Annotated in this window: 19 protein-coding genes; 7 read left to right on the top strand and 12 right to left on the bottom strand. The window is 64.8% G+C overall.

Going from position 1 to position 24,505, the window contains the following annotated elements; translation table 11 throughout:
- Positions 1–32: 32 nt before the first annotated feature.
- The 4 genes from E5221_RS10250 to E5221_RS10235 all read right to left on the bottom strand — a co-directional run bounded on the left by E5221_RS10250 (position 33) and on the right by E5221_RS10235 (position 11,114).
- Positions 33–4,463 (bottom strand): DUF6543 domain-containing protein, encoded by a 4,431-nt coding sequence (locus tag E5221_RS10250; protein ID WP_247847304.1) that lies wholly within the window; start codon positions 4,461–4,463, stop codon positions 33–35.
- A 120-nt stretch (positions 4,464–4,583) separates the two neighbouring features.
- Positions 4,584–9,092, bottom strand: a complete 4,509-nt coding sequence (locus E5221_RS10245) for an NEL-type E3 ubiquitin ligase domain-containing protein (RefSeq protein ID WP_247847302.1) — start codon at positions 9,090–9,092, stop codon at positions 4,584–4,586.
- Positions 9,093–9,170: 78 nt separating this feature from the next.
- A complete protein-coding gene (locus E5221_RS10240) occupies positions 9,171–10,193 on the bottom strand; it encodes an AraC family transcriptional regulator (protein WP_247847300.1) in 1,023 nt (340 codons plus the stop codon).
- A 57-nt stretch (positions 10,194–10,250) separates the two neighbouring features.
- Positions 10,251–11,114, bottom strand: coding sequence for a LysR substrate-binding domain-containing protein (locus tag E5221_RS10235; protein WP_015269648.1), 864 nt, complete (start codon positions 11,112–11,114; stop codon positions 10,251–10,253).
- A 112-nt stretch (positions 11,115–11,226) separates the two neighbouring features.
- Here E5221_RS10235 and E5221_RS10230 point away from each other — a divergent pair, with 112 nt between their 5' ends.
- Together E5221_RS10230 and phnX are read left to right on the top strand one after the other, a co-directional pair.
- Positions 11,227–12,333, top strand: coding sequence for a 2-aminoethylphosphonate--pyruvate transaminase (locus E5221_RS10230; RefSeq protein WP_247847297.1), 1,107 nt, complete (start codon positions 11,227–11,229; stop codon positions 12,331–12,333).
- A 34-nt stretch (positions 12,334–12,367) separates the two neighbouring features.
- Positions 12,368–13,195: a phosphonoacetaldehyde hydrolase gene (gene phnX, locus E5221_RS10225; protein WP_015269646.1), complete on the top strand. Its 828-nt coding sequence runs from the start codon at positions 12,368–12,370 to the stop codon at positions 13,193–13,195.
- A gap of 170 nt (positions 13,196–13,365) precedes the next feature.
- Here phnX and E5221_RS10220 read toward each other — a convergent pair whose 3' ends face one another.
- Positions 13,366–14,430 carry an AI-2E family transporter gene (locus tag E5221_RS10220; RefSeq protein WP_123084544.1) on the bottom strand — a complete coding sequence of 355 codons (1,065 nt, stop codon included), beginning with the start codon at positions 14,428–14,430 and terminating at the stop codon, positions 13,366–13,368.
- 133 nt (positions 14,431–14,563) lie between these two features.
- On the opposite strand from E5221_RS10220, the gene yegQ reads away from it, so the two are divergent.
- Positions 14,564–15,883, top strand: a complete 1,320-nt coding sequence (gene yegQ / locus E5221_RS10215) for a tRNA 5-hydroxyuridine modification protein YegQ (RefSeq protein WP_039614166.1) — start codon at positions 14,564–14,566, stop codon at positions 15,881–15,883.
- A 9-nt stretch (positions 15,884–15,892) separates the two neighbouring features.
- Here the strand turns inward: yegQ and E5221_RS10210 are convergent, their stop codons facing one another.
- Positions 15,893–16,543, bottom strand: coding sequence for a hypothetical protein (locus E5221_RS10210; RefSeq protein WP_247847295.1), 651 nt, complete (start codon positions 16,541–16,543; stop codon positions 15,893–15,895).
- A 24-nt stretch (positions 16,544–16,567) separates the two neighbouring features.
- On the opposite strand from E5221_RS10210, the gene E5221_RS10205 reads away from it, so the two are divergent.
- The 4 genes from E5221_RS10205 to E5221_RS10190 all read left to right on the top strand — a co-directional run bounded on the left by E5221_RS10205 (position 16,568) and on the right by E5221_RS10190 (position 18,752).
- Positions 16,568–16,798 (top strand): hypothetical protein, encoded by a 231-nt coding sequence (locus E5221_RS10205; protein WP_061551510.1) that lies wholly within the window; start codon positions 16,568–16,570, stop codon positions 16,796–16,798.
- Between the two features lie 14 nt (positions 16,799–16,812).
- Positions 16,813–17,241 (top strand): DUF411 domain-containing protein, encoded by a 429-nt coding sequence (locus E5221_RS10200; RefSeq protein ID WP_015269641.1) that lies wholly within the window; start codon positions 16,813–16,815, stop codon positions 17,239–17,241.
- Complete coding sequence (locus tag E5221_RS10195) at positions 17,241–17,678, top strand: YqaA family protein (protein WP_039614164.1); 438 nt, start codon at positions 17,241–17,243, stop codon at positions 17,676–17,678. The genes E5221_RS10200 and E5221_RS10195 overlap by 1 nt, the downstream gene beginning before the upstream one ends.
- 75 nt (positions 17,679–17,753) lie before the next feature.
- On the top strand, positions 17,754–18,752 hold the full coding sequence (locus E5221_RS10190) for an alpha/beta hydrolase (protein WP_247847292.1): 999 nt from the start codon (positions 17,754–17,756) through the stop codon (positions 18,750–18,752).
- Positions 18,753–18,880: 128 nt separating this feature from the next.
- On the opposite strand, the gene E5221_RS10185 is transcribed toward E5221_RS10190, so the two are convergent.
- From E5221_RS10185 to E5221_RS10160, 6 genes are all read right to left on the bottom strand, one after another.
- On the bottom strand, positions 18,881–19,462 hold the full coding sequence (locus E5221_RS10185) for a DinB family protein (protein WP_061551508.1): 582 nt from the start codon (positions 19,460–19,462) through the stop codon (positions 18,881–18,883).
- A gap of 14 nt (positions 19,463–19,476) precedes the next feature.
- Positions 19,477–20,583, bottom strand: a complete 1,107-nt coding sequence (zapE, locus tag E5221_RS10180; protein ID WP_061551507.1) for a cell division protein ZapE — start codon at positions 20,581–20,583, stop codon at positions 19,477–19,479.
- A 129-nt stretch (positions 20,584–20,712) separates the two neighbouring features.
- Complete coding sequence (locus tag E5221_RS10175; RefSeq protein ID WP_247847289.1) at positions 20,713–21,861, bottom strand: PQQ-dependent sugar dehydrogenase; 1,149 nt, start codon at positions 21,859–21,861, stop codon at positions 20,713–20,715.
- 23 nt (positions 21,862–21,884) lie between these two features.
- Entirely contained in the window at positions 21,885–22,202 is a 318-nt protein-coding gene (locus tag E5221_RS10170) for a hypothetical protein (protein WP_003256290.1), read from the bottom strand.
- A 208-nt stretch (positions 22,203–22,410) separates the two neighbouring features.
- A complete protein-coding gene (speB, locus tag E5221_RS10165) occupies positions 22,411–23,376 on the bottom strand; it encodes an agmatinase (RefSeq protein ID WP_247847286.1) in 966 nt (321 codons plus the stop codon).
- Positions 23,377–23,401: 25 nt separating this feature from the next.
- Entirely contained in the window at positions 23,402–24,481 is a 1,080-nt protein-coding gene (locus tag E5221_RS10160) for an extracellular solute-binding protein (protein WP_039614158.1), read from the bottom strand.
- Between the last annotated feature and the right edge of the window lie 24 nt (positions 24,482–24,505).

Raw genomic sequence — 24,505 nt, 5'->3', positions numbered from 1 at the left:
TCAAACTGGATGACCGGTTTGGCCGGTGGCCATCAGCCCGGTGCGCGCTCCAGGCTGATCACGTAGTGCCGGGTCAGCTGCTGTTGCAACGCCAGCCGATCGGCCTGCAGCTGCGCATCCAGTGCCTGTGCCTGGTTCAGATACTGTGCCTCCCCCAGTTCATCGCGCCGTACCGCCAGTGCCGCCCGCTGCTCACCGGCGAGTTGCTCCAGGTCGTTGAACGGCTGCGCAAAGTGCTGTTGCACAAAGCGCTGCCAGAACGCGCGCGTGCACAGGTCGGCCACTACATCATCGAGAACGTCCGCCCTTCCCACGGCTGCCTCTGCCGCCTGCAGCCGATGCTCGCTCAACCCGACGGCTGCCGCCCTGATGCGCATTCTGGCAGGCTGGAACGGCAACCTGAGCCTGGTGCGCAAGCGCACCCTGTAGCGCATCGCCAACGTCGCCAGTACTGCAGGCTCAGCGAAGCCTTCGAGGTTTTGCCGCTCGGCTTCGACATACTCGTCAAGGCGGTCCAGGCGGTGCAAGGCGCGCCCCAACGCCAGCAACCTCGGACCATGGGTCTGAGCACCATCGCCTGCCGCGTCGCGCTCGGCATGCAGACGCAACAGTCGGCTGAACAGTTCGATGGCACCGTTGTCATCCTTTACCGCACCGGCTGCCGCCAGTTGCACCTGGCGAGCGAATTCGGCGTCTGTCTCCATCATCGACAGGCACTGCCAGCCCATGCGCAACAGATAAGCCTTGGGCCAGCTGTAGTCCGCCAGGCCTTGCAGAAGCTCCAGCAGATCGAACAGGCGGGCATTTTCGTCGCGGGTGCTCAGCCGGTCCCAAAGCTCACCACGCCCGTGGCTGGCGGAGTCGGAACCGACCCACCAGGCTCGGCCGATCTCTTCCTCCGGGTCCTCCAGCAGCGGCTCCAAGGCATAGAGCTTGCCGTAATCGGCCATGCTCAGGCGGTTGCCATCGACCAGGATGCGCTGGCGAAACTCCAGCGGCATGGCCAGCACGCCGTCAGGCACACCCCGCAGGAAATTGTCTCGCAGGTCGGCTCGTTGCAGGAAGCCACACAGCTCGAGCCCTCTGGGCCACTCGCTGAGCCCGCAGCGGCGCAAATTCAGCTCGATCAGATGAGGCAGGTGATGGAAGCGCATTTCGTATACCCCCAGTGGGCTGTTGTAGCTCAGGTCGAGGTGGCTGAGCAGCGGCAACCCGTTCAGTGCTTCGATGGCATGGGCATCCAGGCGAATGCGGTTATGCCCCAGGCGCAACCGGCGCAGGTTGGTCAGGTAGCCAAGCCCGCGCGGGCAGCGCAACAGCTGGTTGTGGCTCAGGTCCAGCTCCTGCAGGTAGGTGAATGCCCGCAGAAACTCCTCGTTCACCACCCCGATGGTCGTCTCGCTCAGTACCAGGGTGGTTACGTGATAGAAATCGATAGGTGCAGGCATGACCGGCAACGAATCGGTTGGCAAGTCATTCAGGACCAGGCGCAACCCCTGGCGCTTGCCGTCACTGTCGACCTCCACTTGGTCGCCAAGCGCCTGCCAGGCACGCAGCATTCGTTCGGCGAACAACTGACGCCGCGCCCGCGATGTGTCACCCAGCGCAGCGGACACCCAGCGATTGAGCGCGCGGTTCAACTGCTCGTAATCATCCTGCAGCGCCATGAGCGCATCGGCGACCGGCACATTCTGTAGCAGCCAGCGATCAACTTGCGTTTCCAGCGAATCGCCCAGCCCAGGGAAGAATCGCCTGAGGCCTGCACGCAGTTGTTCCCTGGGCGTGGTGGGCAGCGCCGCGCGCCCGCTGAGCAGGTAGCCGACGCGGCCATCGGCAAGACGCTGCCCGGGGTTGAACCAGCGTTCCGTCGGCGCCCAGCCCAGCATGCGCGCGATTTCCCCGTGGGTACCCAGGTGCGCCATGAGTTTTTCGCGCAGGCGCTCGGCATTGGCGTTCTCGGCCAGGCCCAACCGCCCCAGCAGGTTGCGCGACTTGAGCGCGGCCAGCACGGCCTGGAAAACGTCCGAGGACGCAGGTGGCTGCATCGCGAGTTTTCGGCCTCGCCCGTCGTACAGGGCAAAAACCCCTTGCTCACGCACCAGCACCCGCTGGTCGACCACGTCAGCAACCGAACCGATGCGCTTCAGCTCCACGGCATCGGAAACAGCTTTTCTCAATGCCAGGCTGAACGCATCCATGGCCTCGACATTCAGCAATGCCAACACCAGCATTCCCGTTTCATCGCTATACGCGCTCGGCAGATAAAGCCCTGCCATCGCCCTGCTCACCTTCGCCACCGAGCACAATGACCTGGCCTGGATGGCCAACCTGTGCGACAGCTGCCCACTGTTGACGAACTGCTGACGGGCCTCGTGACTTGCCCCATCGGCCAGATCGCGCGCATAGGGTTCAGGCAACCCCAGCGCCATCAGCGGCTTGAGCAAAGGCTCCGCCGATTCTGGCAGGCGTGTCAGCCGAGCGAACAGCAGGTCGCTTGACCTTGGTCGGTCCGCAAGCACTGCGGCACGCCCTTTTTTACTGCCCGGTCGGGCCTCGCACCATGCCAGCAGCTGCAAATCCTGATCGGAGACAGTGTCGCGCTCCAGATCGCGAAAGAATGTGTCGATCCGAGCATCGGCATCGAATGCCCTGAGGGTTTCCCGCAAGGTGGCAGGCGTTCGCCGGTTTTCCACCAGCAGGCCGCGCAGCTCGTCCTCATCGATGCCGGCCATGCGCAAGATCTGCTGCGCCTGCTGGCTATCGAAAGGTTGATTGCGCGGCCAAAGGGTGTCGAGCATCTTCGCAGGGTCGCGCCAGCGCTGCGGCTCATCGTGCATCAGGCGCCAGCCACGTTCGCCATTGTGCAGTACGACCGGGCCATACGCCTCTTCGCGACCGGGATGGCGCAGACGCCAGGGACCATCGGGGTCAGGCCGGTGAACCTCGTAGAAGACTCCGTCGGCCTTTATCCAGCGGCGCCCTCCATCGGCATAGGCACCGTCCGCGCCCAAGGTGACCGTTCCAGGTGTCGAGGCAAAGACCGCCAAGTCACCGGCCCACAAGCGCCCCGCCCCATTGGCGAGCCTTACCGGCTCCAGCGCCGCGACGAACGCGCTGCGCACGAAGGTGACGCCGTCCACCGTCGCGGCGGTGCCCGCCAGTATCTCGGCAACGCCCAGCATGTGCTCCAGCGCCTCGTGCTGATGGCCTCGCGACCAGTCCTGCACGCCCTCGAAAACCTCCGAGAGGGTCTGGGCCACCAGTTGCCCAAGCAGCAAGCCACCCACCACCGGAATGAACAGGCCCGCGAGATTGAGCACATCAAGGCCGGCGGCCTTCCACGCCTCATGCCGTTCGCGCGACGCGGCTTCATCGGCGTCGGCAGTCGGCACCAGCAACAGGCGGCCATCCAGCTTCACCCGGTTTGTCTGCTGCGCAGCCAGCGCCTGGAAAATGTCATGCTGTGGCACGCTGCCATCGAGCTCCAGGTCCGGCTGGTCATCCGCCAGGCGGGCCTGCAGCTTGTGCATGAACCTGGCACGCTGATCCAGGCCGATCAACTGGCTGAACGCCTGGCGATAGGGTTCATGACGCAGCTCGGCCACCAGCGCGCGGTTGATCGAGGCATGGCTGTCGAAGTGTCGCAGCGCCTTTACCGGGTCGCTGGGCAGGTAGAGCACGCCGCCCTGCGTTTGCCCATGCGTGTCTCGAAGTTGAATCCACACACCATCCGCCACTGGGCAACCGAGGGCTTCGAGCAGGCCCGGGTGGCCCGTGAGGCTGGCGGATCGCCGATCTGCGGGTTTATCCACCAGGGCATGCAATGCCTCCCTGACCGGTTCGGTGACCTCGCCTTTCAGAGCGGCAACCTGCACGGCCAGGCGCAGCCCGGAGCGCTTGTCTTCACACAGGACGCGCTTAGCCGTGGCATCGAATGTCCGGTCCAGCTCCTGCTGATACAAGCGCCCGGCATCGAGTTTGCGGCAAGCCTCGACCAGTTCATCGCTGCCTCGGGAAAGTACCCGTTCCTGCCCAGGCGCGACCAACCCGGTTCCCAGGTAGAAATCGTTGCTGGCGGCAAAGTTGCGCATCAGGCGGAGCAAGCCGTTTTCACGCCGTTGCCCGTACGTAGGAAATGGCGGCTCAGCGCCGAGCGTGGACGAGAAACGATGGGAAACCTCCAGCCACTCCAACTGCCAGAACGCTACGTCGCCCGGCAGCGGCTCGCGCAATAAACCGGCGAATTGCCGTTCGGCGAACTGCTGTGGTGACGGCAGCGCCAGGGTGATCCCGCGCAACCGGGCCTGGGTGGCATGATGGGCTTCCAGGCTTTCGCGCAAGGTGCGTATCTGGCTTTGCGTGGCCTGTTTGAGCCAGGCAGGCAACCGGTCACCGATAAAACCGTCGTGCAAGTGGCTGGAAGACGCAGAGGCGGGCTGTGGGGCGTGTGGTTCGCGGGTCATGGCAGGTCCCTGGATGACTGTCGAAAGCCACGCATGGTGTGCAACCTGCCGGCGCTTGCGCAGAGGGAACCCCTGCGGTAGAAGCAGGGCGGCACACTGCGTACCACCCGTGAAGCGCCGTCACTTTGCCTCTGGCACCATGAACGCTTCGCGCGTAAGGCGCTGGGCAAGGCTGGCCAGGGCCTGCTCGCGCTCATCGCGCAGGGCGTTGCTCAGGTTCCAGTACTCGTCACTGGTCAAGGTCTCCCTTTGCTCGTCCAGAATTTCCAGTCGCAGGGAGAATTGCGTTTCCAGGGTTTCGAAGTCGTCCGCATGCTCTGCCCGCAGTACCGGCAACCAGAAATCACGCTCGCTTATGAACACGACCCGTTGCTCGCCCGCCTCCACCTCCAGCACTTCCTTGAAGGCCTCCTCCAGTTGCAGCGACGACACGTTGGCCAGCCTGCCAAACTGCATGTGGCGAGGTTGGCCCAACAGGTCCAGGCGCTGGGCCAAGCCGCTGAGGTAGGCAAGATTGACCTCCACCTCCTCTTCATCATGGTTCCCGCGGCTCCAACGTCCGTCCTGGTAGCGGGCGTCGATTTCGCGTCGGGCGATTTTCTCTACCCAGTGCACGCGAAACAGCCGCTTGGCCAACTGCAGGCGTGCCGCGCGAGTCGAAATCGGGTCGCCGCCGCGGGTGACCTGCTCGACATACATGCGCACCTCGAGGCGGCTGAACACGGTTGAAACGCTGTCCACACAGGTGGTGGGCTCCGCTGCCAGGTCAAACAGCGCCATGCGCGTGGTGGTATCGGCATGGGCGGCATCCAGCATTGCCCATACCCTGAACCCGAGTTCGGCCGGCGCCTTGCTGAATTCGGCCGTGGTCGTCAGTTGCCTGAGCAGCTCGAAGAAAGCCAGGCTGCCGGGCTCGGCATTCAGCGCATCCCATTTCCCTTGCTGCTCCTGCCGCGCCGCTGGGTCCAGGGTCTGCAGCCATTGTTCCCGGGCCGGGGCGTGCCTTTGCGGGCGGGGCGTGGCCAACAGGCGTTCGACGGCATAAAGGCGATCGAGATCCTGCACTGACAGCGCATTGCCCTCCAGGTGCATGGCACGGCGCAACTGCAACGGGGCCTGAAACAAGGCTGCCGGCAACTCGGCTATCTGGTTGTTGCGAAGGTCGGCGAACACCAACAGGCCACACCACTCCAGGCCCCGGGGCAGCGCCGTCATCTGCACGCGGTTCAAACGCAGGATCCGCAGGCTGGGCAACCGCTCGAACTGTAGCCTGATGTCGCCGAGCGGGTTGTCACTCAGGTCCAGCGAACGCAAGAGCGCCAGGCCAGTCAGCACATTGGCCTGCGGCTCCGAGATACGAATACGGTTGCGCGGCATCAGCAACTGGCGCAAAGCGGTCAACCGCTCCAGCCCCGCAGGTAGCGCGCGCAAGGCGTTGTCACTCATGTCCAGGCACAGCAGATCGGGGAAGCAGGCGAGGAACCCCGACGGGATGGCATCCAGACCGAGCGCCGACAGGGTCAATTCCGACACGTGCGAGAAGTCCGTCCCGACCGGCAACACGGGCAGGCTGCCCACCGGTACGGCGACGATGCTCAGGCTGAGCACCGCATCGTTGCCGATAGCGCCGACGGCGCGGTCGCTGCGCATCTGCCAGGCACGCCGCAACGAATCTGCGACGCGTCGGCGTGCGCGGCTGGCGCTGCCCGCCACCTCTGCAACCCAAGCCAGCAAGCTGTCATCCAGGCGGCGGTATTCCTGCTCGACACGCAGCAGGTTCTCGAACAGGCCCCCGCGCATGTCCAACAGGCTCTGGACATAGCGATCGACGCCGACATCCCCGATACCGGGGTACAAGGCGCGCACCCGCTGCCGCACCACACGCTCCGGCGAGCCGATGCACGACTGGCAGCCACCCAGTGGATAGCCCGCTCGGCCATCGGCCAAACGCTGCATGGGCGATGCCATGGGCCTTGCCTCCCGCCAGCCGAGCAGGCGCAGCAGGGCCTGCCGGTCACCGGGTAGCCAGGCCTGCATCTGCTCGCGGATTCTGGTCGGCGCATCGGTGCCATTCCAACCCTGTCGCACCCGGTATTCCACGGGCAGGCAAGCGGCCAGCACCTCGAACAGCCCCTCGGGGGCGGCGACCTCGCGCTCATCCGGCAAGCCTCTGTCGTTGTAGAGCTGGAAGCGCCCTTCCCGCCTGACCAGCACCACGTCCTGCTCAAGGTCGGTCTCGGCGAACAGCCGTTCCATCGCCGCCCCAGCATACGGGTCACGACGCAACACCAGGTTGAACCCGGCAGCGCCGGGGCCATGCCGACGCAGCAGGGCAAAGGCCAGCGCCACCACTTCCGGCCGGTAGCTGCCTTGCAGGTACAACGCTTCGCGCATGCGGGTCAGGCGCGCCAACTGCAGGGCCACCCGCGCCTGCTCGGCCAACACCAGCGGCAGGCGAGACTCTGCCTGCATGCGCAAGCGCACAGCCTCGGTGGCATGCTCCAGCACATCGAGGGCATAGGCCTCTGGCAGCGTCGGGAAGTCTCGCTGAATCAATCTCAGCAGCGGGTCGTCGGCCAGGTAAAGCCTGGAGAAATGCTCGAGCATCGCCTCACGCAACTCGACTGCCGCGTCACCGATCGACAGCGTCTGTTCTTCGACGGTTTCATCCTGCAGCTGCAGCCTTTCGATGCACCATTGCCACAAGTCGGAATCGGTATCGGCCTCCCCCGCTTCCAGCTGGCTGAAAAAGGCTTGCGCGCGCGCGTCCACGGCAAAGCGCTGCAAGGTATCGCGCAGCTGCACTGGCATCGCTCGCCGCTCCACCAGCAGGCCACGCAGGTAGGCCTCGTCGACATCCGCGACTTTCAGCACCTGCTCCACCCGCACAGCATCCATCGCGGCCGCAGCCGGCCAAAGCCGCCCGAGCAACAGCGCGGCGCCCTGCCATTCCAGTGGCCGCTCATAAGCCAGCCGCCAGCCACGCGCAGAGCAGCGTTCCAGCACCGGCCCGAACGCTGCCTCACCTTCGGCATGCAGCAAGCGCCAAGCGCCATTGACGGTTTGCCTTACCCGATACAAAGCTCCATTCAACCGCCACCAATGGCGCTCACCCTCGGCGAGCAAGCCGTTGTCGAGCTCCGTCAGCTGTAGAGGTGGCGTAGTGTCCTGGTAAGGCGCCAGCTCATTGCGCCAAAGCCGTTGCCGGCCATCTTCGGTGATAACCGGCTCCAGTGTTTCGACGAATGCACTGCGGGCCAGGTGGACACCGACAACCACCGCACCGGTAGTTGCCACGCTGAAGGCCACCTGAAGCATATGCTCCAAGGCCTCATGCTGATGGCCCAACTGCCAGTCACGCACGCCCTCGAAAGTTTCGGTCAACAGTTGCCTGGCAAGGTCCGCCAGCAGCAAAGCCCCGATGACCGGCACGAACAGGCCTGCCAGGTTCAGCAATACCAGGCCGGCGCCTTTGAGCTCGTCAAGGCGCTGCTCCGAAGCCGCGTCATCGGCCTGGGCGGTGGGCACCGCAAGGAAACGTGCATCGGCCTTGATTCGCTGCATGTGCCAGGCGGCCATCGACGCAAAACCGTCCCCCGCTTCCAACACCCTGCGGGGTTCCAGGTCAGGTTGTGCATCCTGCAAGCGGGTGGCCAGGGCCTGCTCACAAGTGGCGCGATCACCCAAGGCAATGCGCCCCACGAATGCCTGCCGAAAGTCCCGGTTGCCCATCGCCGTGGCCAGGACACGGTTCGCCTCATCCCAGTTGGTAAACGCGCGCAGGGGTTGCGCCTGATCGTCAGGGGTATACAGGATCACTCTTTTCAAGCGCCCAGGTACCCCGAAGGGAAACGTGGACTGGTGGCGGGACTGCTCGATCAATTCAACCGCCAGCGCGCCATCCACCCGGCAGCCAAGGACCTGAAGCGCACCGATCTCCAGCTGCAGCGGCCCCTTGATCACGGCGTGTTCATCCTTGCACGCGACACGCAGCAGCAGCAGGTCTTGCGGATCCAGCTGCTGCTTGATGGCCGCGATCTCGACCGCCACGGCCAGTTCCAGGCGCCGGTCGGTGGTCAGGGCTTTTTCATAGTCAGGGGTCAATACCTGCGCCAGGTGCCGCTGGTAGGCGCTGCCGACATCCACCTGGCGGCACAGGCTGACAATCCGGTCGATGTCTTCGCTCACCACCTGCTCGTCCTGGTGGGCTCCCGGGAGGGTCAAGGCGGTGCCGAGGAAGAAGGACTCGTTGGCCTTGAAGTTCTGCAACAGCTTTTGCAAGGCCGGCATGCGCACGAAGTACGGTTGATAATCAGGGATCAAGCCGGTTCTCACATCCAGCCGTGCGCGTGTTTCGCGCCACACCAGCTTGTCCAGGTCAACCTGCAGCTTCAGCTGGCTGTCCTGACGCAAGGCAGGCTCGAACAGTTGCTTGGCAAAACGGTCCAGAGGCTGCAGGCGGTCGGCGAACCCTGCCATCTGCCGCTGACTCGCAAGATAGGCATTGAAACGCAGTTGCAGCCTGGCAAGCTGCTTGGGCTTGGCCGCCTTCAACCAGGCGGGCAAGCTTTGCGCGATGAAATCTTCGGCGGGGTGAAGCAACTTGGGGTGCAAGGCAGGTTGAGACATCGTCGATTTCCTGGTCAGTGATCGACTTGTCACGATGCTCGCCAGCGGTGGCGACCGGCATTGGGAAGGCGTGGTCCCTTAGCCACCACTACCGCGCTTGAGGACCAGCGCTCGATAATGCCCGGGGTTGCAGCCGAACCACTTGCGAAACGCCTTGTAGAACGAACTGCTGTCGGCAAAACCCAGGCGTTCGGCGATTTCGCTCATGGCTGCGTCTTCCTGGCTCAGCCAGGCAATCGCCAGCTCACGCCGCACACTGTCCTTCAACCCTTGGTAATTCTGCCCCTCTTCGGCCAACCGCCGGCGCAGGGTAGAGGGCGACAGGCACAACTGCCGTGCCAGGCTGTCGCCATCGGGCCACTGCCCCGGGTCCAGGCGCAGCAAGTCGGTGCGAATGCGCCGCCCCAGGCTGGCCGGGTCACGGTACTTGACCAGGATATTGCCCGGTGCCTCGGCCAGAAAGCGCTGCAGTTCCTCCTCACTGCGCCGCAGCGGCAGGTCGAGGCATTCAGCAGCGATGATCATGCGCGTGCGCGGGCGCTCGAACTGCAGGTTTTCCGAAAACATCACCCGGTAGTCATCGCAGAAAGGCGGTTCGGCACAGCGCAGATCGATGGCCAGGATCGGGATACGTCGCCCGGCCAGCCAGCAGGTCACACCGTGCACGATCATCCAGAAGGTGAAATAGGTGAAAGCGCGGCGCGGGGTATCACGCGGTTCGTTGATGACGATTTCGGCCAGGCCCTGCTGGCGCACCAGGCTTGGCTGCAGGTCTTCAAGCATCAGTGACAGAAACGCCAGCGCGGTTTCCAGGCCAACGCCCAGGGTCGGCTGGCCCATGCTGGCACGGCACATGAACGCCAGGCTGCCGCTGCGCAGACCGCGCGGGTCCATGGCGAAGAACTCATCGTTGCAGCGCCGCGCCAGCAGGCGCCAGAGCCGGGCATAGGACTCGGCGCTGACTCGCGCCGCAGGCAGGTGCAGCTGTTCGACGGCGATACCCGCCCGGGCCAGCAAGCCGATATCGGGCTCGCCAGCGGGGCAGGTCTGCAACAGCGCCTCGCGTACCAGCTGCATGGAAATGGTGTCTTTCTCGCTCATCAACGGTCCTGTCGGCTCAATGCCGGCCATCTTAGGCCGCCCGATTGAAAACAGCCATCACAGCCCAGCCGCCAGACCGAGGAACGCCTGGATCAGGCGCAGCTCACGGCGGCGCTCCAGGCAGCCGATCAGGTGCTGGTTGACCAGGCCGTCACCGGCCAGCGGCCGTGCCACTACCCGCGGGTCATTGGCCACTTCGGTGGACGACACCACGCCAATGCCCAGCTCCGAGGCCACCGCTTCGGTCACCGCCTCGCGGCTATCCAGCTCCAGCAGCACCCGAGGTTGCACAGCGGCCTTGCTGCAGGCCTTATCGAAGGTGCGCCGGGTGGTGGAGCTGGGCTCGCGCAACACCATGATCTGCTGGTGCAGCTCGGCCAGCGGCAAATCACCTTCGCCGCTGGCCCAGGCATGCCCCGCCGGCAGCAAGGCGCACAACCGCGACTCGCACAGGTTCTGCAGATGCAGGCCTTTGCGCGGCTCGATCTCGGTCAGCACGGCCACGTCGGCATGCTCGCTGAGCAATGCCGCCAAAGTTTCCTGGGCATTGCCCAAGCGCAGGTTGACGGTAATGCCCGGGTAGCGCTCGCGCAGCAGCGCCAGCATCGGCATGACCCGGTGCGGGCCATCGGCCGCCACCTCCAGGCGCCCGGTCAGCAATTGGCGATTAGCCTCGAGCATGGCCTGCGCCTCTTCGGCCAGCCCGAACATGGCGCGGGTGATGGCTGCCAGGCGGGTGCCCTCTTCGGTCAACTCAACCCGCCGCGCGGTACGCCGCAGCAAGGTGATCTGGTAGTGCTCCTCCAGCGCCTTCACGTGCCCGGTCACTGCCGGCTGGCTGATGAACAGGCGTGCGGCGGCACGGGTGAAGCTGCCCTCACGGGCCACGGCATCGAAGGCACGCAACTGGAACAGGTTCATATTTATCGGCCTTACTTATAGCTCGGATAACAACAAACAATTTGATTGATGACAGCGCCAATTGCAACCTAGGCCCCGTAGTTTCAGCCCACCGCTTGTGAGGAATAACGGAATGAGCAACGCCCCGATTCTGCTGACCCCCGGTCCCCTGACCACATCAATCCGCACCCGCCAAGCCATGCTGGTGGACTGGGGCTCCTGGGACCGCGACTTCAACCAACTGACTGTCAGTGTCTGCGAGCAACTGCTGGCCATCATCGACGGCAGCGCCAGCCACCACTGCGTGCCCCTGCAAGGCAGCGGCACCTTCGCCGTGGAAGCGGCCATCGGCACCCTGGTGCCGCGTGACGGCAAGGTCCTGGTGCTGATCAATGGCGCCTATGGCCAGCGCCTGGCGAAGATCTGCAAAGTGCTGGGCCGTGCCTACAGCACCTTCGAAACCGCCGAAGACCAGCCGACCACCGCCGCCGACGTCGACCGCCTGCTGGCCGCCGACCCGGCCATCACCCATGTCGCGCTGATCCACTGCGAAACCAGCACCGGTATCCTCAACCCGCTGCCCGAGATCGCCCAAGTGGTCAAAGGCCACGGCAAGCGCCTGATCATCGACGCCATGAGCTCGTTCGGCGCACTGCCGATCGATGCCCGCGCCATCCCCTTCGAGGCGCTGATCGCCGCCTCCGGCAAATGCCTGGAAGGGGTACCTGGCATGGGCTTCGTGTTTGCCGAGAAAACCGCCCTGGCCGCTGCCGAAGGCAACGCCCACTCGCTGGCCATGGACCTGCACGACCAGCACACCTACATGGCCAAGACCGGCCAATGGCGCTTCACCCCGCCGACCCACGTGGTCGCTGCCCTGCACGAAGCGCTGCAGCAATACAACGAGGAGGGAGGCCTGCCGGCACGCCACCGGCGCTATGCCGACAACTGCAAGACCCTGCTCGACGGCATGGCCGCCATCGGCCTGCGCAGCTTTCTGCCCGCCGAGATCCAGGCGCCGATCATCGTCACCTTCCACGCACCGAACGATCCCCGCTACCAGTTCAAGGACTTCTACGAGCGGGTCAAGGCCAAGGGCTTCATCCTCTACCCGGGCAAGCTGACCCAGGTGGAAACCTTCCGTGTCGGCTGCATCGGCGTTGTCGGAGCGGATGGCATGCAGGCCGCCGTGAATGCCGTGGCCGAGGTGCTGCGGGAAATGGAAGTGCTGGACATCTGACCCTTTGCCCACCCAATTTCAGGAACAAGCGCACATGAACTACAGCAACCCTACCCAGCTGCAAGCCGCCATCCTCGACTGGGCCGGCACCGTGGTCGACTTCGGCTCCTTCGCCCCGACCCAGATCTTTGTCGAAGCCTTTGCCGAATTCGATGTGCAGGTGTCCATCGAAGAAGCCCGTGGCCCGATGGGCATGGGCAAGTGGGACCACATCCGCACCCTGTGCGATGTGCCGGAAATTGCCGAGCGCTACCGCAAGGTGTTCGGCCGTACCCCGACCGACGATGATGTCACCGCCATCTACAACCGCTTCATGCCGCTGCAGATCGAGAAGATCGCCGTGCACTCGGCGCTGATCCCCGGCGCCCTGGACACTCTCACCGGGCTGCGCCAGGACGGCCTGAAGATCGGCTCTTGTTCGGGCTACCCGAAGGTGGTGATGGACAAGGTGGTGGAGCTGGCTGCGCAGAACGGCTACGTGGCCGACCATGTGGTGGCCACCGACGAAACCCCGAACGGCCGCCCATGGCCGGCCCAGGCCCTGGCCAACGTGATCGCGCTGGGTATCGACGACGTGGCGGCGTGCGTGAAGGTCGACGATACCGTGCCGGGCATTCTCGAAGGCCGCCGTGCCGGCATGTGGACCGTGGCCCTGGTGTGCTCGGGCAATGCCCTGGGGCTGACCTGGGAAGGCTACCGCGCGCTGAGCGCCGAGAAGCTGGAAAGCGAGCGCCAGCGCATCCACGCCCTGTTCGCCGGCTCCCGCCCGCACTACCTGATCGACACCATCAACGAACTGCCCGAAGTGATCGCCGACATCAACCGGCGCCTGGCCAAGGGTGAGATGCCGCAAACATCCTGAACGTTTGCGCGATAGATGTAGGAGCGGCCTTGTGTCGCGATCGGGCTGCGCCGCAGCCCCAGGGTTGCTGCGTCAATGCGAAATTTGCTGGGGCTGCGGCGCAGCCCGATCGCGACACAAGGCCGCTCCTACAAGAATCGCCGTATCGGCAGGCCTTTATCGAACAAGTGCTACTCCGGCAACTGCACCCGGGGTTTGGTTGCCGCGAAGATCGCCCAGCTCGACACGAACAGCGCCGCGATCAACGGCCCGATCACGAAGCCGTTGAGCCCGAACACCGCCAGCCCGCCCAGCGTCGACACCAAAATCAGGTAGTCCGGCATGCGCGTGTCCTTGCCCACCAGGATCGGCCGCAACAAGTTGTCCACCAGACCGATCACCAGCACACCGAACGCGGTCAGTATCACCCCCGACAAAATCGCACCGGTCAGCAGGAAATACGCCGCCACCGGTGCCCACACGATCCCCGCCCCCACCGCCGGCAACAGCGACAGAAACGCCATCAGCACCGCCCATACCAGCGCACTCGGGATATCCAGCACCCAGAAAATGAAACCGCCCAGCGCCCCCTGGGTAATGGCCACCAGCACGTTGCCTTTTACCGTCGCCCGCACCACACGGTTGAACTTCAGTTGCAAACGGCGCTTCTGGTGTTCGGGCAGCGGCACTGCCAGACGCACCTGGCGGGCGACCTCCGCGCCTTCGCGCAGGAAGAAGAACAACAGGTACATCATGATGCCGAAGCTGATCACGAACTCGAACGTGCCCTGCCCAAAGTTGAACGCCTGGCTGGCCAGCACCTGACTGCCCTGGGTGGCCCACTTGCTGATCTTGTCGCGTAGCCCGTCGAGGTTGCCCATGCCCATGCTGTCCAGGCCCTGCTGGGCAAACGCCGGAAGCATCTCCTTGCCGCGTTCGACATAACCGGCAATATCCAGCTCCCCGTGCTCGATGCGCTGGTACAGGGCGGCTCCCTCCTGCACCAGCAGCGCGCTGGTGATGATCACCGGCAGGATCGCCACCAGCAGGCACACCAGCAAGGTGGCCGCCGCAGCCAGGTTGCGCCTTCGGCCGAAACGCAGCAGCAGGTGGCGCTGCAGCGGGGCGAACAGGATGCCGAGTATCACCGCCCAGAAGATCGCACCGTAGTACGGCAGCAGGATCCAGATGAAGGCAATGGTCACCAGCGCCAGCAGTACTGCCAGGGCTTTGTTCTGCAGGGCGGTCTGGTTCATCGCGGCTCCTCGCATGGCTTATGCGTTATTAGTGCACCGCGCCTTGGCAAAAGTGCTGCCATTTCCTTGATGCAAATCAATACGCGCCGTATCTGCCAGCCCTAGCATCCGCGCCTTTTGCTCCGGTGCGCACATGACCCCTATCGCCAAGCCCGAACTGCTGGCCCCCGCCGGCACCCTCAAGACCATGCGCTACGCCTTCGCCTATGGCGCCGACGCGGTCTACGCCGGCCAGCCACGCTACAGCTTGCGGGTGCGCAACAACGAGTTCGACCATGCCAACCTGGCCCTGGGCATCCAGGAGGCGCATGCCTTGGGCAAACGCTTCTACGTGGTGGTCAACATTGCCCCGCACAATGCCAAGCTCAAGACCTTCCTCAAGGACCTGGCGCCGGTGATCGAGATGGCACCGGACGCGCTGATCATGTCCGACCCAGGCCTGATCATGCTGGTACGCCAGCATTTTCCGCAGATGCCGGTGCACCTGTCGGTGCAGGCCAACACGGTCAACTGGGCCAGCGTGCAATTCTGGCAGCAACTGGGCCTGAGCCGGGTAATCCTGTCGCGCGAACTGTCGCTCGAAGAGATCGAGGAAATCCGCCAGCAGGTGCCGGGCATGGAGCTGGAGGTGTTTGTCCACGGTGCCCTGTGCATGGCCTACTCCGGCCGTTGCCTGCTGTCGGGTTACCTCAACAAGCGCGATGCCAACCAGGGCACCTGCACCAACGCCTGCCGCTGGAAGTACGACGCCACACCGGCCACCGAGAACGCCACCGGCGACATCGTGCGCGAAGTGCAGCCGACCCTGGGTCTGGGGGCACCGACCGAGCAGGTATTCCTGCTGCAGGAAAGCAACCGCCCCGGCACCGAAATGCCGGCGTTCGAAGACGAGCACGGCACCTACATCATGAATGCCAAGGACCTGCGCGCCATACAGCACGTCGGGCGCCTGGCCGCCATGGGCGTGCACTCGCTGAAGATCGAAGGCCGTACCAAATCGCACTTCTACTGCGCCCGCGCCGTGCAGTCGTACCGCCAGGCGATCGACGATGCGGTGGCCGGGCGACCATTCGACCGCTCGCTGATGGACAACCTCGAATCCCTGGCCCAACGCGGTTACACCGAAGGCTTCTTGCGCCGCCATGTGCACGACGAATACCAGAACTACCAGCGCGGTAACTCGGTGTCCGAGCGCCAGCAGTTCGTCGGCGAGCTGACCGGGGCACGCGTCGACGGCCTGGCCGAGGTCAAGGTGAAGAATCGCTTCGCCGTGGGCGACCACCTGGAACTGATGACCCCGCGCGGCAACTACCACTTCGATCTCGAGCACATGAGCAACGGCCAGCAGCAACCGCTTCAGGTCGCTCCAGGCGATGGCCACACCATCTACCTTCCTGTCCCCGAGCAGGTGCCGTTGGCATATGGCCTGTTGATGCGTGACCTGCCAGCTTGAGCGAGGTGGCTAGAGGTCAATCCTGGTAACGGCACCAAGCCGTCGGTCGCCCAACTCTTTACGAATCTGCTGACGGAAACCGGCAAAACGTTCCACGTCAAAACGATAAACAATGCCGGTGTTCCACACGACGATGTCACGCTGGGTCTCGCTCCAGAATCCGAAGTCGCGCATCTCCACGGTGCCATTGAAGCGAAACGAGTAGACCGCCAGATGGATCTGGCCCTCCTCATCCTTATGGCAGGGTGTGATCAGAAACGAAGAGGCGACGTCGTTCTGCCAACCAGACTGCAGGAACTTGCTGGCGTGTGCACTGATTCGCAGTTCCTGCATGGATGCGCGCGCCAGTTGGGCCAACAGCGTCGGTGTGCTGCCTGTGCCGATGGGCTCGAGCCTGATATCGAAATCGTCATGGCCCCTGATGACCTGGGGCGGTAACTCCAGGGCGGCCGTCCTTACGCAACCATGTTTCTCCAGGCGATTGCGGAAGCGGTCGAGCCAGCTTTTCCATAGCTCGTCCCGGTCGAGAAAGCGGCTTGCGAACTCATCGGCATGGTCCAGCAACGTTTGCACGTCCAGGCGTTCCTCTTCGGACAGGTTTGGTCCGATGCCGATCAGATTGGTCTTGGAGTACAACAGGCAGTCCAGTGGTAGGGTCATGATCAAGCAGGCTCTCAGATAGGTGTGCCGCACGTTAGCCAGCGTGATGACAGGCCGGCATCCGGAACCAGTACCTGGCAGGTAGACTGGCTGCCTGGCAACGCTGGTGAAGGGCAACAGGCCGCGCTGCGCCTGAAGGCCGCTTGCGCTATGCTGCTGGCCAACCGCTGGATACCGGACCGCCCCTGGGGCCGCAACGACACCGGGCGCGAGCAAGCCACAGGCCTGGTCGCCGGTATCCGCCCACATTTTTGAAGGAGTGTTTCATGATGCTGCGTAAACACCTGCTGCCCCTGGGCCTGCTGGCCATCACCGGCCTGGCCCAGGCTGCCGAGACCATCGACGTCTACCGTGACCCCAACTGTGGCTGCTGCAAGGCCTGGATCAGCCACCTGCGCGACAACGGCTTCACCGTCAACGACCATGTCGAGCCGAACATGAGCGAGGTGAAGCAACGCCTGGGCGTGGCGCCACGCCTGGCGTCGTGCCATACCGGGGTGATCGACGGCAAGTTCGTCGAAGGCCATGTTCCGGCCGAGCAGGTGCGCCTGCTGGCCAAGCGCAACGACCTCAAGGGCCTGGCCGTGCCGGGCATGCCCATGGGCTCGCCCGGTATGGAAATGGGTGACCACAAGGATGCCTACCAGGTCATCGGCGTGACCCAGGACGGCAAGGACACCGTGGTCGCCAACTACTGATGCTCAGCCTGTGGGCGCTGTTCCTCAGCGCCTTCGGCGCCGCTACCCTGCTACCGCTGCAATCGGAGGCCGTGCTGGTCGGCCTTTTGCTGCGCCAGCCCGAGGCCTGGGCCACCCTGCTGCTGGTGGCGACCCTGGGCAATGTGCTGGGCTCGGTGGTCAACTGGGTGCTGGGGCGGGCCATCGAGCACCTGCGTGACAAGCGCTGGTTCCCGTTCAACCCTGCTCAACTGGAGCGCGCGCAACAGCGCTACCAGCGCTGGGGGCAATGGTCGCTGCTGCTCAGCTGGATGCCGGTGATCGGCGACCCGCTTACACTGATCGCCGGCATCATGCGTGAGCCGTTCTGGCGCTTCCTGCTGCTGGTGACCCTGGCCAAGGCCGGCCGCTATGGGGTGCTGGCGATGATTACCCTGGGCTGGTTTCACGCCTGGTAACACCTTTCACGTTCCGCGTGGTCCACTGACTGCTACAGTCGCCCCTTCCTACATGGCCCTACACGGAGTGCCCCCATGCTGCGCGCAACCGCCCTGGCCCTGGCCTGCCTCGCCGGCAGTTCGGCCATCGCCGCCGAATCGCCCACCTACGGCCCCCAGCTGGAGGGCTTCAGCTACCCGCATCCGCTCAAGCATTTCGACTTCAAGTCCCAGGGCCAGGCCCTGCAGATGGGCTACATGGACGTGCCCGCCCAGGGCCAGGCCAACGGCCACAGCGTGGTGCTGATGCATGGCAAGAACTTCTGCGCCGCCACTTGGGAAACCACCATCGACGCCCTGAGCAAGGCTGGCTACCGGATCATCGCCCCCGACCAGGTCGGCTTCTGCAGCTCCAGCAAGCCGGCGCATTACCAGTACAGCTTCCAGCAGCTGGCGAGCAACACCCATGCCCTGCTCGAACAGCTGGGCGTGAAGCAAAGCATCGTGCTCGGCCACTCCACCGGCGGCATGCTCGCCACCCGCTATGCGCTGATGTACCCGCAGCAGGTGGAGCGCCTGGCGATGGTCAACCCCATCGGCCTGGAAGACTGGAAAGCCCTGGGCGTGCCCTACCGCACGGTGGACCAGTGGTATGCGCGCGAGCTCAAGCTGGATGCCGAAGGCGTGCGCGAGTATGAGCGCAAGACCTACTACGCCGGGCGCTGGAAGCCGGAGTACGAGCGCTGGGTGCAGATGCTGGTGGGCCTGAACAAGGGGCCGGGGCATGAAGCAGTGGCGTGGAACTCGGCGCTGATCTACGACATGATCTTCACCCAGCCGGTGTACCACGAGTTCAAGGACCTGCAGATGCCCACCCTGCTGCTGATAGGTGACCAGGACACCACGGCCATCGGCAGTGATATCGCGCCGCCGGAGGTGAAAGCGAAGCTGGGCAAGTATGCAGTGCTGGGGCCGCAGGTGGCCAAGCTGATCCCCAAGGGTGAGCTGATTACCTTTGAAGGCATGGGGAATGCGCCGCAGATCGAGGAGCCGGTGCGGTTCAACCGTACGCTGGTCGAGTGGTTAGGGCGCTAGATCTAAATTGGGGGCCGCTTTGCGGCCCTTCGCGGGCTCGCCCGCTCCCACGGGTAGTGCACAGCTGCCAAAACCTGTGCAGTACCTGTGGGAGCGGGCGAGCCCGCGAAGGGCTGCAAAGCAGCCCCCTACACTTTCCAGACCTGCTCCTCGGTCCAGCCCAGCTCGGCAAAGTCCGCCGCCCGCAACCCCGCCTCTTCCTCGCAGAAAAACTCATCCAGCTGCGGCGGCCTCACTGCCGTATCACTGAGCATCGCATGCACCTGCCCACGATGATGTATCTGGTGCTCGAACAGGTGCGCCAACAACCGCAGCCGTTGCTCGCGCTGTACCCGCTCGGGGCGCACGATGCTCACATAGCGCGCCAGCTCACCATCGCGCAGGCCCCGGCAATAGGCGATCAGCCGGTGATCGGCCTGGGCCTGTTCGGCGTGCAGGTCGGTGCAGGTGGCAAACGGCTGTTCGGGGTCGAAGAAGCGCTCGCCGTCGGCGTCGGGCTGCTCGCCACGCTGCTCGCACTCGAGCATGTGCAGGTAGAACCAGTCCACCGTCAGCAGGTGGTTGAGGGTGGCCTTGATCGACGGGAAAAAACTGCAGCGGGGGGCGACGAATTCGTCCTGGGTCAGTTGCAGGCAGGCCTTGTACAGACGGTGGTTGGCCCAGCCATTGTTGTAGGCCTGGGTCAGCAGATGATGCGACAGCGGCTCCATGGTTCGGCTCCTTTTCAGGCGAAGCGTTGCAGTTGCATCTCCCGTAGCCGGCTCAGGGTCCGTTGGTACGGGAACGCCAGATACCCTTGAGTGTAGAGGGCATCCAGCGGCACCTGTGCCTCCAGGTACAACGCCACCCGGCGGTCGTAGCATTCGTCGACCAGGGCTATGAAGCGGCGCACCGCGTCGTCCTTGGGCGACAGCGCCGGCAGCTCGCGGTCGCCCGCCACCACCCGCGCCGCAGCATCCTCGGTGCCCCGGGCAATACGCCCGGCCCGCTGTTCACCCCCCAGCGCCGGAATGCCCGACACCAGGATGGCCGGGAACCGGTCGCACAGGGCCATGAACTCCATGGCCGCCAGCGGCTGTTCGCACAGGTCGGTGAAACGGCACCAGATGGCCTGCGCGCTGCGCCGCACCACCTGCACCTGCCGGGAGCCGATCGCCAAGGGCTGATCGTGGCCTTCGTCGCCGGGGCTGAGCTGGCGGAACACCTCGCCCAGCTGGCTGGCCTGCCCCGCTTGCGCCACCCAGTAACGCTGGCGCTCGGCGCCGGGGTGCAGGCGGTGGTCCTGCTCGCCGGCTACCGGCAGCACCTGCATGTGCCGCTGGATGGCGGCGATGGCCGGCAGGAACCGCTCGCGGTTGAAACCGTCACGGTACAGCTGCTCGGGTGGCTGGTTGGAGGTGGCGACAATCACCACGCCTTGGTCGAACAGTACCTGGAACAGGCGGCCGAGGATGATCGCGTCACCGATGTCGTTGACGAACAGCTCGTCGAAGCACAGCACGCGAATCTGCCCGGCCAGTTCCCCGGCCAGCGCCAGCAGCGGGTCGGCGGTGCCGTTGAGCTGGAACAGGCGCTGGTGGACCCAGGCCATGAAGTGATGGAAGTGCTGGCGCCGGCTGGGTACCCGCAGGCAGCGGTGGAACTGGTCCATCAGCCAGGTCTTGCCGCGGCCGACCGGGCCCCAGAGGTAGATACCCTGGGTGGGGCGGCCCTGTTCGACGGCCTGGAAACAGGCCTGCAACGCCTCGACGGCGCGGGCCTGGGCGGGGTCGGCGACATAGCCCTGGGTAGTCAGGGCCTGCTGGTAGAGGGAATGGGGATCGATAGCCATGCGGCATTATCTGCACCGGCCTCATCACCGGCAAGCCAGCTCCCACCTCGACCGCATTGGCCCCAAGCCATGCGCTATCCCTGTGGGAGCTGGCTTGCCGGCGATGAGGCCGGTGCATGTGACTTTGGCTCAGCTATCTCCCAATCCAACTTTCAGCAGCGCGCCGTCCTTGTCATCGGTCAGCACATACAGGTAGCCATCCGGCCCCACCCGCACATCGCGGATACGCGCCTTCAGCTCACCCAGCAAACGCTCTTCATGCACCACCTTGTCGCCATCCAGTTGCAGGCGGATCAGCTCCTGGGTAGCCAGCGCGCCAATGAACAGGTTGTGGTCCCAGGCCTTGAACCTAGGGCTGTCGTAGAACGCCATGCCGCTGATTCCCGGCGACTTCTCCCATACATGGTGCGGGTCGACCATACCCTGTACATGCTTGCCCTTGGCCTCGGGGATCGGCAGCAGCGAGTAGTTGATGCCGTGGGTCGCAATCGGCCAGCCATAGTTCTTGCCGGGTTCGGGAATGTTGATCTCGTCGCCGCCGCGCGGGCCATGCTCGTGGGTCCACAGCTTGCCGGTCCAGGGGTTGAGTGCGGCGCCTTGCTGGTTGCGGTGGCCGAACGACCAGATCTCCGGCCGCACATTGTCCTTGCCGACGAAGGGGTTGTCCCTGGGCACTTCGCCGTCCGGCAAGATACGCACGATCTTGCCTTGCAGCTTGTCCAAGTCTTGGGCAGTAGGGCGCTGGTTGTTTTCACCGAGGGCGATGAACAGGTAGCCGTCGCGGTCGAACACCAGGCGCGAGCCAAAGTGGTTGCCCTCCGACAGTTTGGGCTGCTGGCGGAAGATGACGTTGAAGTTTTCCAGCCGGGCGCGGTCCTGGGACAACTGGCCACGGCCGACCGCCGTACCGGCCTTGCCGTCACTGCCCTCTTCGGCGTAGGACAGGTAGACGGTGCGGTCCTTGGCGAACTCCGGCGACAGCACCACATCCAGCAAGCCGCCCTGGCCCTCGGCCCAGACCTTGGGTACACCGCTGATCGGCGGGCCGACCTTGCCTTCGGCATTGACCACCCGCAAGTTGCCGGCACGCTCGGTGACCAGCATGTCCTTGCCGCCCGGCAGGAACGCCAGGGCCCAAGGGTTGCGCAGGCCATCGGCCAGGGTGCTGACGGTCAAGGTGCCTTCCTCACTGCGGAACTGCTGTTCGGCCGCCGCCTGCGCCAGCAGGGGCAGGATTGCGGCGGCGGTCAGGGTTACAAGCCAGGGTGCTCGAAGCATGCAGGATTCCTTTCGTAGGGCGCTCATGGCGCGCGCGGGTTGTCGCGCGGTGGTCGGCTGGGCTCCAGGTTCGGGGTTTGTTGCTGGCGGCGCAGGTTGTCGCCATTGCCGATGCCGCGGTTGTCCAGGGTGGGCGTGCGCTGGTACGGGTCGGTGGACGGGCCGCGCACGGGAGGCGTGGCCGGCATGCTGCCCTGGCGGCTGTTGGGGTTGGCGCGCTGGATCGGGCTGTTGTAGGGGTTGTTGTTGCCGGCGGCGAGTTGCAAGGGCGGCTCGGGGGCCGCTTGCGCGGGCAGGCACAGCACCAGGCCGAGGGCCAGGATGGGCAAGGTCGGGGTCATGCTTCACCTCCTGTACGAAAATGCCGCGCCTGGTGGGTTTGATAGCCTAAGGCGCGAAGGGTTCGCGGCAAAAGTGTGAATGCGGGTGGAGATGATTCCTGATGTTTCAGTATGGGCCTTGAGGGCTGCTTTGCAGCCCATCGCGACACAAGGCCGCTCCCTGTAGGAGCAGCCTTGTGCTGCGAATGGGCCGCAAAGCGGCCCCAGGTTACTGACCCTTGTCCACCTTGTGCCGCGCCGCATACAGGCACAGCATTTCCATCGCCAGGGTCGCCCCGGCCAGCGCGGTGATGTCAGCATGGTCATAGGCTGGCGCCACCTCCACCAGGTCCATGCCCACCAGGTTGATGCCGCGCAGCCCGCCAAGGATCTCCAGCGCCTGCACCGTGCTCAGCCCGCCGCATACCGGCGTGCCGGTACCGGGCGCATACGCCGGGTCGAGGCAGTCGATATCGAAGGTCAGGTAAACCGGCCGCTCGCCCACCCGCTGGCGAATCGCCGCAATCACCGCCTCGGTGCCCTGCCGGTGCACCTGCCGGGCGTCGAGGATGGCAAAGCCCTGGCTGTCTTCATTGGTGGTACGCAGGCCGATCTGCACCGAGCTGGCCGGGTCCACCAGGCCTTCGCGGGCGGCATGCCAGAACATGGTGCCGTGGTCGATGCGCTTGCCTTCCTCGTCCGGCCAGGTGTCGCTGTGCGCATCGAAGTGGATCAGCGCCAGCGGGCCATGGCGGCGGGCATGGGCCTTGAGCAGCGGGTAGCTGATGAAGTGGTCGCCACCCAGGGTGAGCATGGCGCAGCCTGCTTCCAGAATATGCGTGGCATGGGTCTCGATACTGTCCGGTACCGACTGCGGGGTGCCGCTGTCGAAGGCGCAATCGCCATAGTCGATCACCGCCAGGTGGTCGAACGGGTCGAACGCCCACGGCCAGTGCCGGGCCCAGGCCTGCTGCACCGAGGCGGCGCGGATCGCCCGCGGGCCGAAGCGCGCACCGGGGCGGTTGCTGGTGGCAGTATCGAACGGCACACCACTGACCACCACATCGACACCACGCAGGTCGCGGCTGTAGCGGCGGCGAGAGAAACTGGTAATGCCGGCGTAGGTACTTTCCGTAGCGGTGCCATACAGGCTGTCGCGGGTCAGGGCCTGGTCGTTGTTTGCGGCTTGCTCCACGGTCGGGTTCCTTTGTCGTTATCGGTTACTGGCGGCTGCGGAACGCGGTCCACAGGCGGTTGCGCTGGCGCAGGTCGGCCAGGGCCATGCTGCGGTCGGCATACAGGCGCTGGCGCACCGCGGCCGACGGGTAGATGTCCGGGTCGTTGCGCACTGCTTCGTCCACCAGCGGCGTGGCCGCCTGGTTGGCGTTGGCGAAGAACAGCGTGTTGGTCAGCGCGGCGACCGACTCGGGTTTGAGCATGAAGGCGATGAACGCCCGCGCGGCCTCGGGGTGCGGAGCGTCCTTGGGAATGACCAGGTTGTCCTGCCACACCAGCGTGCCTTCGCGGGGGATGCGGTAGATCAGCTCGAATGGTTTGCCAGCGCGACGCGCCTGGTCGGCGGCCATCGCCGCATCGCCGTTGTAGGTCAGCGCCAGGCACACGCTGCCGTTGGCCAGGTCGCTGATCTGCCGGCCATTGGCGACGTAGCTGATCGACGGCTGCAGCTGGCTCAGCAGGTTCTGCGCGGCGGCCAGGTCGTCCTTGTCCTGGCTGTAAGGGTCCTTGCCCAGGTAGTTCAGGGCCACGCCGATCACCTCCTGGGGCGAGTCGGGCATGGCGATGCCGCAGTCCTTCAGCCGGCTGGCGTACTCGGGCTTGAACAGCAGGTCGAGGCTGTCCAGCGGTACATCCCCGAGGCGCTGGCGCACCGCTTCCACATTCACCCCCAGGCCCAGGGTGCCCCAGGTGTAGGGCACGGCATGGCGGTTGCCGGGGTCGGCCTCGGCGAGCTTGGCCAGCAGGTCCTTGTCGAGGTTGGCATAGCCGGGCATGGCCTGGGGATCGAACGGCTGCAGGGCATTTGCCTTGAGCGCCCGGGCCAGTACGGTTGACGACGGCACCACCACGTCATAGCCGCTACCACCGGTCAGCAGCTTGGTTTCCAGCACTTCGGTGGTGTCGAAGGTGTCGTAGCGCACCTTGTAGCCGGTTTCCTGCTCGAAGCGCTGGAGGGTTTGCGGGGCGACATAGTCGGCCCAGCTGTAGAGGTTGACGACCTTTTCTTCGGCCTGCAGCGGCAAGGCCAGGACCAGGGACAGCAGGCACAACGATCGACGCATGGCGGACACCTCGGCAAATGGGTG

Source organism: Pseudomonas sp. A2, assembly GCF_023100865.1.
Taxonomy (GTDB): domain Bacteria; phylum Pseudomonadota; class Gammaproteobacteria; order Pseudomonadales; family Pseudomonadaceae; genus Aquipseudomonas; species Aquipseudomonas asiatica.
The sequence above is the reverse complement of the archived record's forward strand: the minus strand, read 5'-3'. Positions and strand labels throughout refer to the sequence as shown.